Here is a 14,113-nt window from a genome sequence, read left to right on the forward strand (position 1 = left end):
CTGCGATCACAGCCCTCGGTGGTGCCGGATTTTTCTGTAGAAGGGTTTGGTTATGAAAACTGCCAGTAAGAAGTCCCGTAAATCCCCGCGCCAGATCGAGCGTTCAGTGCGCCAGTTCTGGGGCTGGGTTTTTCTCGTCGGTCTGGGTGCCGTGCTGTTGATGTATATCGCCATGGCCTGAAGACGGCTCTTTCAGGGAAAATACCGTCAATTCCCTCCAATGAGCCGCTGCAGGTGCGGCTCGGTACTGCCTTGTCGGCTATGTTTTGAGCAATCGTGTCGGGAACCGTCGCTCGCGCGTCATTCCCGGCATACATCGCTCAAGTTGATGATCCGGCAAAGGGACCTGTGTGCGGAGATCTCCCAGGTATTCAAATCCATGGCGATGGATAGTCGCCACCGGCGTGTGCCTGCTGGTGAGTTTTGCCCTTGCCCAGACGGATCAACCGACCGAGGATGTTGACGCTGGAATAGAGAGAGCTGACCAGCGAGAGAGTAAAGGCTTCAGAAGTGGAAGGCTTGAAAAGCCCCAAGAGGAGGGCGCTGAAGCCCCTCCTAAAAAAAGTGAGCTGGCAGTCCACCCCCTCAGCCCGCTCGAGCACTCAACGCCGCGGGCGGCCATTGAGTCCTTCCTGACTGAAACCGATGCCATTGGCGAGTTGGTCGTAGAGCAGTTCTGGGACGAGCCGACACAGGAGGTCTCCCAGGAAATACGCCGCCGTATGCAGAAAGTGATGCAGTTGCTCGACCTGAGCCAGGTTCCCCCGGCAGCGCGGGAAGACAAGGGCAGTGACGCCCTGATCTATCTGTACGAGGTACTCAATCGCATCAAGCTGCCGCCGCCAGAGGAAATACCCGGCGCGGAAGATATGTCGGATATGGCCGCAGTCGCGGTACAGAAGGGGGATCTGGCCGATCAGGCCGCTGCAGCCAAGAAGAGTACTAAAAGTGCCAGCCCTCTGCCCAAACCTGCCGCTAAAGCAGATGGGGAGCAGGGGGTGGCCAAGTCCGTCAGCTGGACGATACCGCACACCGATATCACCCTGGTCCGGGTGGCCGAGGGCCCTCAGACCGGGAAGTTCGTTTTCTCTGCCGACACGGTGGCCCGCGCAGCGGAGTTTTACGAGCGCACCCGCCACCTTCCTTATCGGCGTCAGATTCCATTGCGTAACTATGCCGACATGCGCCCTTACCTGAGCATGTCCGGTTGGCTGGTCCCACCGCGCCTGATCCAGAGCTTGCCGGAGTGGATGAAGCGCAGCATCTTTCGTCAGGCAGTCTGGAAATGGCTGGCTCTGGGAGCCGTTATTCTGCTTTACTGGCTTGGTCTGGCCATTGTCCGCCGCCTGGCGCTGCGTATGCAGCAGCGAGGTGCCTATTGGCGGCATGTCAGTCGCTTTTTGCTCCCGCTAAGCCTGTTACTCACCATCAGGCCATTGGTGTCGTCTGTCAGCCAGCAACTGACGTTGATTGACGTCGTGGGTGAGTGGTTGTCCCTGGGCGCCGAGGCACTCTTTTACTTTGCTCTGGCCTGGTTTATCTGGCAGCTGCCGTTGGTAATCACTGAGATTTTTATCAGCCGCTCCCCCAAAGTCGAGGGGCACAGCCTCGATGCGCATCTGTTGCGTTTCATCGCGCGAACGTTGGGTGTGATCGCCATCATCATCATCCTTTTTCTTCTCAGTGCCCGGTTGGGCGCACCATTATTCAGTCTGCTAGCGGGTTTCGGTGTCGGTGGTATCGCGGTGGCGTTGGCCGCACAGGGCTCGATCGAGAACTTTATCGGCAGTCTCAACCTGTTCGGGGACAAGCCGGTGCGGGTTGGGGATTTTTGCCGCTATGGAGAGGATTCCGGGCCTGACTTCCAGCGCATTGGTACTGTGGAAGCCATCGGTATGCGCTCCACTCGGATCAGGGGCATCGACAACACTCTGACCACCATCCCGAATGCTGACTTCTCCAAGATGCATATCGTCAACTACAGTACCCGCTCCGCGATCCTGTTCCTGACGATACTGAGCCTGCGTTACGAAACCACGGAAGATCAGCTGCGTTTCGTGTTGGTGTCGCTGCGGGAAATGCTGGTGGCGCACCCCCTGGTGGTGGATGAAGAGCCTTCGGTACGGTTGATCGGGATGAGCGACAGCTCTCTGGATATCGAGGTTCGGGTTGATATCAATACCATTGACCACTTTGATTTCCGTGCCATACGTGAGGACATCCTGTTACGGATTCTTGGTATCGTACGGGGCTCGGGAACCGGGTTCGCGTTTCCCTCCCAGACACTTTATTACTCCAGGGATTCAGGACTGGATAAGGAGCGGGGCGAAGCGGCGGAAGCGCGAGTGCGCGAGTGGGCCGCTGCCCATGAAATGCCATTCCCGACCTTTACGCCGGAGCAGCGCAGCAAACGCAAGAATACCCTGGACTACCCGCCGGAGGGCTCTCCACTGGCGGATCGCTAAGTCGCCTTTGCTTTCTCCGGTGGCTGCGTCATACATGCCCTTGGCATTAACTGCAGTCAGCCGCGACTGCAACGATACGGGGCTATTCAGAAGGCGAGTTCAAACTCTGTATTGAGCACGACACCGTTACCGCCCAGGGCGAAGGGCACACTGTTGTAACCCACCGGAGAATCATCCAGGTACAGTAGCTGTGTGGTCCAGCGCACCTCGCGTCGCTTGAATGGGTAGTACTTGAGGCCAAAGGCCATGTCCCAGGGGTCGCCATACTCTCCGTTGATCTTGGATCCGGATAGGTACATCTGCAGGGTCTTTGGCACGAGCATAGTGGAGGCCTGGATCTGCAGCCCGTGGTCGGTGAGTCGTGTTACCGGCAGCATTGCATCGGGTTCTGCGTCCGGTAGCAGGACAGCTGAGAAGCTATCGACTTCCCGGTAGTAGTACTCGACGTCGAGAGAGTAGCCGCGATACTTCACCCCGGCATTGAGGGCTGCCATCTGGTAGGTGGCGCGACGAATGTTGATGCCGACGTCGAAGGGATCGGGAGAAAAGATCCGAGTGCCATCCGACAGCCGGATCTGGCTGTTGTCGAAGCTGTTCACTTCGGGTTGGCCCTGCGCATCCTCGCGGCTGTGGGTATAGTGCAGCCCGAACAGGGTGGCGGGTTCGGTATGGAACTCGTAGTCACCGAAGCCGTTGCCGGGCCCGTATTCGCCAGTAGTGGGCATCCACCAGACCGCCGCGGAAAGGGTTTCGAAGTGGTCGTCGAGCTCATCGGCGCTGACACCCAATTGGCTCAGATTATTGCCGAGCATGATGCGGTAATCGGACTTCTCGGTGATATCTCCCCAGGCAAAGATGCCAGTCGTATACGAACCCCGGAAGAATTCGTCAGTGATGGTACGGTGGTCGGTCCGGAACCAGGTTGGGAAGGTGCCGTTGGTGGAGCGGGTTGTGGGCAAAGCATCGATGCCGGCACCAAGGTTGAAGTGCTCATCGAATGCGTAAGACAGCTTGCCGGCCACCACTACCTGGGCGGACTGGCCCTGGTTTGAGTTACTGGTCCAGGTGTAGAAGCGGTACTGGAACTTGGGGTCGAAGATCCAACCCTTGAAGGTTAAATTGACCTTTTGCAGTTGCATCTGGTTCAGGATGAGCACATCAAACGTGCGGTCGAAGGAGTCTGTGTATTCATCCTCGAGATCGTTCTGGTCCAGGTAGCGGACATAGGAGTAGATCGAGAAGTTCACCTCGCCCAGGTCGGAGCGCAGCAGGACGAAACCCTTGCCTGGCTCGTAGTTTCCCCAGGTTTTCTGCTCCGGTTCGTCGTAGCTGATCTGCGATGCTCGGGGCTGGGCTGGGATCTTGTTGCCGCGATGAGCCGCATCGTATTCCAGCTGCTCGATACGTGCGTCGCGACGTCGGACCTCGACTTCGAGTTGCTGTTGCCGGGCTTCCAGTTCCCGCAGCCGCGCCTCGGTCTCCGAATCCTGGCGCTGCTCTTCAGCAGCCCATGCCTGCGTGCCGGCGATTGCGAGAATCGCGAGCAACAGTATCGGTGATTGGGTTTTGCGTCGCATAAGCACTCCCTGCTGTAGCGAATCAGTTGCTTCCTTTCTGCTTGACGTTCTTGGCCTCCCAGGCTCGAACCTTGCGTCGCGCCTCATCAAACAGGCGATCATAGTTTCCCTTGAGGATCTTCTCTTTCGCCTCTGGCGTCAGCTTTGCGAATACCGGGTCCCACATATGAAAGACCTTCAGCTGTGTTTCCTGGTCTGCCGGGGCCACGTTATCGGTGCCGAACAGAAAGCGGTCGGGATATTTGTTCAGTAGCCTCGCCGTACGTTCGATCGCTTCCGGGGAGGCGATGGCATATTTGGCGACTTCATCCCACGAGATATCAAAATTGACATGTTTGAGCTTGGGATCCCGGAGCATCCCCTCGACAATTTCGAGGTGGCGCGGGCTCCGCTCCGTTGAACTGGCGGAGGCCTGGGCGGGATGGACAACCCGGCCCAGACCGGTGTGGGCCCAGATGATCGTAGTCTCCGGATGATCTCTGAGCGTCTCCTTCATCTGCTCCAGATAGACGGGCGTCGCGCCCTCCTTGGCGAAGGGAATGTCGATATCGTTATGGAGAATGACGACCAGTCCGACATCGCCGGCAAAATCAAACACCCGGTCCAGCGCCGGATCGGTAAGGCTGGCGACATCACCAGCCACCTTGGGGGAGACAAATTCCTTGTGAATAGTGAACTCACCGATACCGGAGAAGACTCCGGGATAGGTTTCCAGTACCCGGCGGATATGGTCCACCGCATACATGTCCGCTGGGTTGAAGCCGGTAATCATCGGGTCCAGGCGTGCCCGTTGCTCTTCCGGCAGGGACAGGTACGCATTGGCGATAAATGCATCGGTGAATGAGTAGTAATACAGCGGGGCATCGGACTGCAGATAGTAGGTAGGCGCATAGTCGCCGGAATTTTCGTAAGACCAGGTTTGCTGCAGGGGGATGCCGAACAGGGTCGAGCGGCCAACCTTATTCCCCATGATCTCCATGTACTTCTCGATAGGCGTACCTTTCTGCACATAGTTGGTCAGGTGGAAGTGGGAATCGTTGAACAAGTAATCATCCGAGCCCTGCTCCTGAGCCGGTGTGTTCGCCGATATCGAGAGCGCCAGGGCGAGCAGGGTGCCCGTTGCCAGAAACCGTAGGTCCATGATCGAAGTCCTTTTCGCTGTTTCCCTTCCGGAGGGTTTGCCTGTTGCCGGTGCCGGCAGCGCAGACAGTCCCCGAAGCCCAGACGGATTGAGGGGCCTGATCAGGATAGAAGACGCTCAGGAGGGTTGTGGGGATTAGGGAGTCAGGGCGTGGCAGAGGGCCAAATGACGCTTTCGCCAGAACCCAATAGATAGCGTGTAACGTAGATAAAACCGGAGTTTGGTTCGGACCAGGCCGAGAAAACCCATCAATGTCTCCATCATCTCATATCCCGTACCGTTTCCCGCCCCCCCCTCATCCAGGTAGGTCATAACCTGTTGATTTATTATGTTTTTTAGCAGCGACCGGAGGGCGTATAACCGCAAATCCACTCGTTAGGTCACTCATCCACCTCTCCCAGGGCGGCTGTTACCCGAGGTTAATGTCCTCAACTGGTGTCCGATTGAGCGGTTCATTGATGATGGCATCGCCTTCACCGCTATTTACCAGTACCCCCGGCAACTCAACCTGATACTGGCAGTGGCTCTTCCTGTCATGATCGGGGTCACATGCCTGGGCAGTATCGCAGTTCTCATCCGAGGTATTACCAGCTAATTCAGAAGCACCGGAAATAGGCGTTGTACCGGTACGGTGACAGTCGCATTCCATGCGGGCGTACAACCAAGACTGCCGGGATCGTCGGGGGCATCACCAGCGTCATCCAAGTCGTTGCAGAGCTCGCATTTGTAACTATCAGTTGAGTAAGGGCAGTAGTATTCGACTATGACTTCACCGGTTTTCACAACGTCGTCGGCATACACAATTACTCGTAGTTAGGCGGGACTGATGGGTAGTCCTATAGCCCAGTGCACGTTCGGAGCCAATCATTTAGGCGAAAAGGGTGGGCAAAGGTGTAGCTGGTGCTATTGTTCCGTTTATCACCAGTATCGGTGCCGTCGTTGAGTTTTAGTGTCAGGGGCTCGACCGAGTCGTTTTCAGCGACACCAGGCCTTCCTAGCCTTAGCGAAGACTGTTGGGACCTTATGAGTAAGCAGGGCGTTTGCCGGTGGTGGTGTAAATATCCTGGTTAAAGTAGCACACAAGAATAGAGTCCTTGGGCATCTAATATTTGGCCATGTTCACCCATGCGTGACACCACCCAGGCCATCTTGAGGCCGCTATGTCTTGCAAGGCATGGTCCACAAGCTCACACCAGCCCTCTGGCTTTACTACATTTTTTCAATGATCTCGTAGATAGGCCGATGCTACGGAGAAAGGTAGCTATACAAGGACTTCAGGCGGCGGTTCTATTCATCTAACTTCTTCAGGTACTTGAATTCGGAAGCCTCGATGCCTCTATATTTGCCTTTTTAGTAGTAATAGGTATGCATGGGCGATGCCATTCTCTCGGAACATTTCGTATACCGGCCGTTCCGTTTATCTTCCGTCAGAACCTTGGTAATCCGAGTTTCGGCATGTGTCATTTCTTGATTCTTCGGTCCCCGCACTGTGTAACTGTGCTGAGGAGCGACCTAACTTGTCATCTCCGTATTATGCGGGGTTTTTAAGTAGCGTCTCACTCCTGAAAGTGACAGGAGATTCTCGAGAAGGTAGTTGTCACCATATGATAATTATGTGTCTGGCTGCGAGGTTATTCACGCCAAAAGTATTTAAAACATAGCAATTACTTTACCGTAAACTAAAAAAATTATAAAAGACTTAATTAGCAACCTTTATCGTAAGATGTGAGACGAGAAAAAATGGGGCTGTGAATAAGCGCTTCGTAGTTACTTAGACGTAATAATATCAGTAAGAAATTGTATGTTTTTAAATGTTGCTAAGCTCCTTTAAATAAATGGAAAATTTAACCTCTAAAAGGATAAAAAATGAAAATTCTTAAGGTGGTGGGGTTTTCAGTATTACTGTTTTGTATTGTGTCGTGCACTTCAAAGATTTTTTATATCGAACAGCTGGAAGCTAATGTTGATTCTGGTGACGCAGGTCAATCTTGGAAGCATCTGCGGCAAGCAATATCTGTAAATAATGCCTATGGAAGGAATAGTAGAAATATAGATCTTCTAGAGCAGTATTTGAGGAATCATCCTGAAAGTGAATATGTCCCGTTCGTCAACATTGAAAAGGCTAGACAGCTTTCACTTAATGGAAGCAGTCAAGAGGCGGCATCTTTATTGGAGGGCGTGATCAGAGAAGACTTTGTATCTTTAGATCTTAAGCATAAATCTCTCGTCTATGAAAGATTGTATGAGCTCAATAAGGCTCAAAATGAAAGAGCATTGGATATACTGGAAAGGTATACCATAGACAGGCCTATTCAGGAGTGGGATGCAGCTTTCCTTTTAGATGTAAATGAATTCGCATTGAAAAACGCTAATCTCAGTCTTTCTGAAAAAGTTTCTCTGGTTCTTCGGGAAAGAAGTGAAGATTTTGTAGGGGTGCATGATATTGATCTAAATTCTTACTTGGAATTGACTGCTGCTATCACTGCTGACATGAGAGCTAATAGGAGGCCAGCTTGGATCAGTGCTAGCTTAGAGGAATTATACGAAAAGATTGAGTTGGCAATAGAAAAGAAAGATTTGAGTGCTCTTAATAATTTGCTTGCTCCTGTAGGGGGGAGGTTTTTTGTTCGTGGGTCTGAAGTCCCGGAGTATCGCGGCAAAATCATAGACTACTTACAGTCGAATATCCCCGATTCTGTTTCTATCGAAAGGCCAGAAAATCTGACTCTTGCCAGTAATAATGGAAATTTGCATTCAATTGTGCTTGCTGGGTGGGAGGGTTTGAATAGTCTTTCGCGGCTGGAGCTTATTGTAAGAAAAAATCCTTTAGGTTGGTCATGGCATGATGTTGGGCTATCGATAGATTCATCATATGCAAACGCCTCCAACCAAGTGGCTTCAGGGTTGGGTTTGGATCTAGACAGTGGAATGAAAATTTGCGATAGAAATAGCTGTCAGGGTGTATGTGTAACTGATCCAGAGTTGCCGGACTCCGAGTTCTGCCTTAGTGATACAGAGAGTGATGCCATTAACTATTTTTTGGGTGATGATCATGGCATAAAAGCACCATGGAAGAATGGAAGATCATATGCCAGTGGAGATGAGTTAACCTACATTAGTGTTCGCTGTGGAAATGGATTTCATGGTAACTACTATGGTGAAGATACCCATCTCGGTAGTGATTATTATGCAATCGACTTTAACCGTGTAGGGGCGCAAGCCGAGGCTGTTTCAATCTTGCCAGGACGTGTTACAGATGTGAATTTTTCAAATGGTCAGGTCTGGATTGAACATTGGGATACACATGGAAATAGATTAGATATTCGAAGTACATATGCTCACATGAATCCTATCCATGTTAGTGATAACGACTGGGTTTCTCAGGGGCAACCTCTAGGCAAGATTTCAGACAAGGGTAAGGCATTTGGAAAGCACCTTCATTTTGAAGTCGAGCGGCAGGACTCAGGTGGGAATTGGGTGTCTGTGATGCCGAAAAAGATCGAAGGTGTTTCGAGAACAAGGGTGAATAATAGTTCAAAGTGTATAACTTCTACGAACGTTTTGACCATCTCCGATAGCGATGGTGATGGAGTATTTGCTCCAATGGATAATTGTCCTGATATCTCCAATGCTGACCAAAAGGATAGTGACAATAACTTGGTCGGTGATGTTTGTGACGATAGTGATAATGATGGGGTCGCCTATTATTGGGACAATTGCCCGCGAGTCTCGAATCCTAACCAGGGGGATAGAGATGCTGACGATATTGGCGATGCCTGTGATAGTGATGATGATAATGATGGTGTTGCTGATGTTAAAAGGGTTTGTGATTTTGTCGGTAACCCGAGCTTTCGTTTTCCTGAGAATTGCGAGTACCATCCTCTAGATAACTGCCCCTTGCATCCTAATGGTGACCAGATTGATTCTGATGGAGATTCTTTTGGTGATGCATGTGATAACTGTGCCTTGATTGCGCAAAACGACCAAGAAGATAGTGATGGCGACGGTGTGGGTGATGCTTGTGATTTGTGTGTAGGAAAGTTTGATGGTGGTGATTTAGACAATGATGGAACCCCAGATGGGTGTGATCCTGATATAGACGGCGATGGTTTGGCAAATGATGAAGATGGCTGCCCTTACGATAAGGATCGAACCGATCCCTTAGATTGCCTCCGACCCTTTGAGAGTTATGCCATTGAGGTTATCCCGGTTATTCCAAATCTTGATGTTGATTTGCCGCCGATCTGCCCCATTGATGCTTGCCCGATCAAGCCACCCTTTGAATTTGTTAGAGAGATTCAGTTTGAAAAGGGAGTCTTTGATTTCAACTTTACCCTTAAAGGTAGGGATGGAAAACATCTCAATTATGAGGAAATTAACAAAGATGGTAGGTTGGTAATTAGGTTCATGCAGAGCACCATTGAATCTCCTGTTTTATCAATGGAAAAAGGTGTTAATAATAAACTTCCAAGATACTTTCAGGTCAAAAATATTGATCAGTCACTAATTCCTACTCTAGGAAGAAAAGATTAACATCTGTCAGTGAGGCGATGATGTTCTACCTTCATCGCCTCTTTATTATGATTTTTTATAATCATTTTATGGGCAGCAAGCAATTTCTCTAAGAATCTAATGCTGTCTTTTTATTAAATGGATTATTCAGCGAACCACATATCGGAAATGTAATGAAAACATTAGAAGAAGCCCTTCGTTGGTCCATGATTTCCACTGCTCTTGTGTGTTTAATTGTTGGTTGTACTGTTGGTCGGGTCCAAGATACAAGCGGCTCTCCAATTAGCGGTGCAGATATTGTTGCATATGGTCAGTGTGCAGGAGATGGTTGTGAAGCAAACAAGGTTGCAACAGAAGCTCCCTCTGGGACCTTGACCGGCTATCACGCCTCGACAAATGCTAATGGCCTATTTTTCTTTGACCCCTATGCCGAACAGGTTCCTCCTTCAGAGGCGATGGCAATCGTGGTGCCGGAAGGTTCTTCCGATAATTATTACAAGATGCAGATATCTCAGGTTGGCTTTCAAGATGTGTGGCGGGATTACACGCCAAAATTTGAACAGCATGTCCACGATGGCAGCACCTATCTTATCTCTCAGGTCCCAGACACGTTTCTATGCCGATTTGATGAAGTCGATACTGATGGTGATGGTATCTGCGATGCTGCAGAAACGCTCTATGGTATGTCTTCAGTTGCGGCAGATACCGACAGTGACGGGACTTACGATGACCAGGAGCTTTATGGTACGGGTTCCCCCTTTAAGATAAATACCCGTAAGCTGATACGTTACTCTATCAATGTCAGCGATATTGAATCTTCTAAAGCCTTCTATGAACGGCTTGGCTTCCAAAGCTCGGTGGAGAGCACGCTCGATATCAGCGATCCAGATCAGGCACAAGCACTCAATCTTGCCCCCTATCAAGTAGAGTCGGCCATTATGGTGCTGGACGATGGGTTTGTCGTCGAGCTTAATCAGTTCATAACCCTTTATGATTCGGAGCCTGTGAATACTGGTGTGGCGCTCGGAATGACAGGCCTAACACTGGACACGGAAAACCTCGTCGCGGATATGGCGTCACTCGACGCTGTCGGCGTCTCCTACGATGTCGTCTCTGAATTGTATGGTGATCCGTTGGCGATTACCTTGACGGATCCAGATGGCATTGGGGTAATGCTCATTCAGCGCGCAGGCCCCACGAATACTTCAGCAGACTATGCCCATGGTATTGCTGGGCCCACGATCTATGTTAGCGACTACCAGTCCTCTCTAGAGTTCTACCAAAACTTGGGGTTTCGACTCAAAGAGCGTGCGAATCAGCCTGATACGCTATCGCTTGGAAATCTCCGCGAAGTGACGCTCGTCGAGACAAGCAGTAGTAGTGGTCCGTATGAAGAGGCGAACCACCTCGGAATATCCCGGCTAGCGATTGAGACGACCAATCTTGATCAAGACATTCAAATCCTGCAGGAGCAGGGGGTGTCGTTCTACTCGTCACCAGTCACACAGCCAGTGCCGTTCGAGGAACTGCGTAGTGTCGCGTTCGAAGATCCCGATGGAACAATTATCGAACTTGTTCAATACAGCTGGGCGGATCGACCTGCACGGCTGGGGGATGGTTCGGGTGCGGGCCGGGAGTCATTGCCGCTTGGTGAGATGTGCGACGGAACTCCAGAATCCTTTTACGGCGAGCGGTTGTTCGAGCCTGTCCTCTGCGGCGATACTGGGCTCCCAGTGCCTGTGCCTCGTCTAGAGGCTGCTCCACGGCATCAAGCCCTCTACGCGTCCGAGCGATGTGGCACTCCCCTTATCTTCCAAACTGCTGAGCAGCGTTTTGACTGTGCCACAGTAGAGTTTTTCCTTGGCCTGCAAGATGGTCGCAAGAGTGAGCGAGAGCACTCAATGAGATATATATCGAAGGCGATCCAGCTTGCCGAGGGGGATGCTTCCACCATGACGGACGAGTACAAGTACAACCTAGCACGGATGTATGAGTATCGAGCCATCGGTAAGAACGGTATGGGACTTGAAAACGGCGTATTTGAATACCTGGTGTATCCAGAGCTCCATGCTGGTGCCGATTTCGCTCGTACCGAGGAGCTCAATCCAGGCAATATCCCTGCAATAGCATTCGGGTTGTCCAACGATCTGACGTCGGCTCGTATCGCTGGCGATGAGGAGCTTGCCGTTGCAAAAGCTTGGGAGATCCTAGAGTTTGCCGAGACTGCAGGAAATCCAAATACTCTGGAAGCTATTAACGTCGGTGTGATCTTGACGCTCATGGGGATCGTTGCAGACTTCCCAATGAACACTGGCCTTCCACAGCGGATGCTAGAGGATTTTCTATGGGCTATGAGTTTTGACGGGGACCTTGACTACTTTACCGTTAATACGAAGAAGGCACCTTTCATTCGCCCGGGCCTCGAGTATGCTCTGGCATCACTTTATGCGCGTAATGGTCTGCGAGACGAGTACATAGCCCAGCTCGAGGTGGTTGCGGCTCAACCTCGCTATGAAGAATGGGCTTGGTATGACTTTGTTGAAGCGCAGCGGGCGAACCCCAATAGAATGCTAGCCAAGTTCGAATCGTTCGGAGGCGACGGTTATTCCGATACGTATGCTGGTTCGAATAATGGCTGCATGGTATGCCACGGTAATCAGTAGTACTGCTTGCTATTGGCGGTGATCGTGAGGCCGCTTTGGTGTGCGGTCTCTGCTCTTCCACTGCTCCCAGGAAACTATGGCAACAGGGAATGGGGGTGTGACCCGTAAAAATACATAAGAAGCGAGGGTCTGTGGCGACCTAGAGTTAAGTCTTGCTCCGCCATTCCTTGGGCCTATTGCGCTTATCCCGGGCTAGTGATAGCGGCTCGTGTAAGGCTCCTATAACAACTTGCTGAGGACTGGCTGTCGCGCTGAGGTTTATCTGCTGAAGTTGGAAGGCAGCAGCCAATACGCCCTTCGTAAAGCTTGGTGCAAAGAGCTGAGTTGGCGCCCCCGGCAGGACTCGAACCTGCAGTGCGGACTTAGGAGGTCCGTGGTTTATCCTGTTAACCGACGGGGGCAGGCTTTGGCTCTGGGTGACAACAATGGAGCTGTCCTGCCAAAGGAGGGGGGCTATTCTAGCGCCATCAGCGGCCTGTGTCATGGGGGAGGCCCGCTGCTTTCGCGGCGAGATCGGAGCCGTCAGTGGAGGGGTGAGGTTGCTGGAAGTTCGGTCAGCTGGCGGAGTCCTCACAGGGGTGTAACTCACGGTAACAGTGGCGGCGGTGAGGTAACGTTTTTGCCGGTCCTACATCTTCATACTCCAGTCGAAAAACTGTCGTAAATACGTCACGGAATAGCGCTATTTTGGCGCTGAAAGGGGCGTAGGAAAGAAAACGTTTTTCCCGTCTCTAACCGGTGGCTCCTGGTTCCGGAATAAAGTTGTTTCCCCGAAGAAATTTTTCTTGACCGCGCATCTAGGAGCTGATTAATCTGCAGTTGCATAACAAAAACAACAAGGGTGTTTCTGCCTCTGGCAGATCGAGATTTTGGAGTTTCGTATGAGCGGCAACGTTAACGAAAAAGACTTTGATTTTGATCACGATGACATCCCCCAGATTGCCAACGAAGTCCTTCGTCAGGCAACGTCCCAACCACCTACGGATGCCCGTCGGATGGTAGAGGACAGACTGGAAGAAATGCGCCTCAGGCGCGAACTCATGGACTACGATTTCGAGTTTTGATGAGAGAAGCAGGGGGCGCCGGAGACGGCGCCCTTTGTCATTTTGGCTGGCGGCAGGATAAAAATTTCTGAGGGGTTCTGGGCCCCGTCCGTCCCAGTATTTGAGAGTCTGGATGCGGGGCGACTCGAGCCAGCTCTCATTCCATTGACCGCGGTCAGGAATCGGCCAGCTTGGCAGGTAACGACTGCGGGTCTATGGCCCTGAAAAATAATAACAAGTCGAATCCGATCCCTGTGGGCGGAATTCGGCGCCAACAAAGCCGACGCAAAATAATAAAAAACAGCGTAGGTTTTCAATAAGGTTCAAGAGTGAATCGGCCTGGGAAAGGGAACTTCCGTATGGCGAGCTATACATCCGATGCACCGAGGGTGACCTCGGAACTCTCTTCGTGTGGGAGTCACCTGACAATCCGGGTCTACGGTGCTTTTAACTTCAATCTGCACCGCGATTTCCTCGACAGCTATAGCGCTCTTCCTGAGCAGCCTTCGAGCTTCAGTATCGATCTCGCCCAGGCCACGCATCTCGATAGTGCAGCCCTGGGTATGCTGTTACTGCTTCGTGACCACTGCTTTGGCGCTGAGGCCGAAGTCTCATCGGGTGCGGTCTCCCTCCTGAATGCCAACGAGCACGTGGCAACCATCCTCGAAGTATCAAATTTCGATCAGCTGTTCGATATCCGCTGACTGTGGCG

The 14,113-nt window shown here is 51.6% G+C and carries 8 protein-coding genes and 1 tRNA gene; 6 read left to right on the forward strand and 3 right to left on the reverse strand.

Annotated elements, in window-relative coordinates:
* The first annotated feature begins 52 nt into the window (after window positions 1-52).
* Together AUP74_RS17500 and AUP74_RS10815 are read left to right on the forward strand one after the other, a co-directional pair.
* Entirely contained in the window at window positions 53-181 is a 129-nt protein-coding gene (locus AUP74_RS17500; protein ID WP_257785513.1) for a hypothetical protein, read from the forward strand.
* Between the two features lie 235 nt (window positions 182-416).
* Window positions 417-2,465, forward strand: a complete 2,049-nt coding sequence (locus AUP74_RS10815) for a mechanosensitive ion channel family protein (protein ID WP_145924381.1) — start codon at window positions 417-419, stop codon at window positions 2,463-2,465.
* Between the two features lie 86 nt (window positions 2,466-2,551).
* On the opposite strand, the gene AUP74_RS10820 is transcribed toward AUP74_RS10815, so the two are convergent.
* Entirely contained in the window at window positions 2,552-4,042 is a 1,491-nt protein-coding gene (locus AUP74_RS10820) for a hypothetical protein (protein WP_069947580.1), read from the reverse strand.
* 22 nt (window positions 4,043-4,064) lie between these two features.
* On the reverse strand, window positions 4,065-5,183 hold the full coding sequence (locus tag AUP74_RS10825) for an amidohydrolase family protein (protein ID WP_069947581.1): 1,119 nt from the start codon (window positions 5,181-5,183) through the stop codon (window positions 4,065-4,067).
* Between the two features lie 1,866 nt (window positions 5,184-7,049).
* Here AUP74_RS10825 and AUP74_RS17070 point away from each other — a divergent pair.
* Both AUP74_RS17070 and AUP74_RS10845 read left to right on the forward strand, forming a co-directional pair.
* Window positions 7,050-9,716, forward strand: coding sequence for a thrombospondin type 3 repeat-containing protein (locus AUP74_RS17070; protein WP_083260935.1), 2,667 nt, complete (start codon window positions 7,050-7,052; stop codon window positions 9,714-9,716).
* Between the two features lie 152 nt (window positions 9,717-9,868).
* Window positions 9,869-12,358: a VOC family protein gene (locus AUP74_RS10845; RefSeq protein ID WP_083260936.1), complete on the forward strand. Its 2,490-nt coding sequence runs from the start codon at window positions 9,869-9,871 to the stop codon at window positions 12,356-12,358.
* Between the two features lie 325 nt (window positions 12,359-12,683).
* On the opposite strand, the gene AUP74_RS10850 is transcribed toward AUP74_RS10845, so the two are convergent.
* A tRNA-Arg gene (locus tag AUP74_RS10850) sits at window positions 12,684-12,759 on the reverse strand.
* 480 nt (window positions 12,760-13,239) lie between these two features.
* Between AUP74_RS10850 and AUP74_RS10855 the strand changes: the two genes are divergently transcribed.
* Together AUP74_RS10855 and AUP74_RS10860 are read left to right on the forward strand one after the other, a co-directional pair.
* Window positions 13,240-13,422, forward strand: coding sequence for a PA3496 family putative envelope integrity protein (locus AUP74_RS10855; RefSeq protein ID WP_069947586.1), 183 nt, complete (start codon window positions 13,240-13,242; stop codon window positions 13,420-13,422).
* Window positions 13,423-13,760: 338 nt separating this feature from the next.
* A complete protein-coding gene (locus AUP74_RS10860; RefSeq protein WP_069947587.1) occupies window positions 13,761-14,105 on the forward strand; it encodes an STAS domain-containing protein in 345 nt (114 codons plus the stop codon).
* Window positions 14,106-14,113 lie beyond the last annotated feature (8 nt).

Source organism: Microbulbifer aggregans, from assembly GCF_001750105.1.
GTDB classification, from domain to species: domain Bacteria; phylum Pseudomonadota; class Gammaproteobacteria; order Pseudomonadales; family Cellvibrionaceae; genus Microbulbifer; species Microbulbifer aggregans.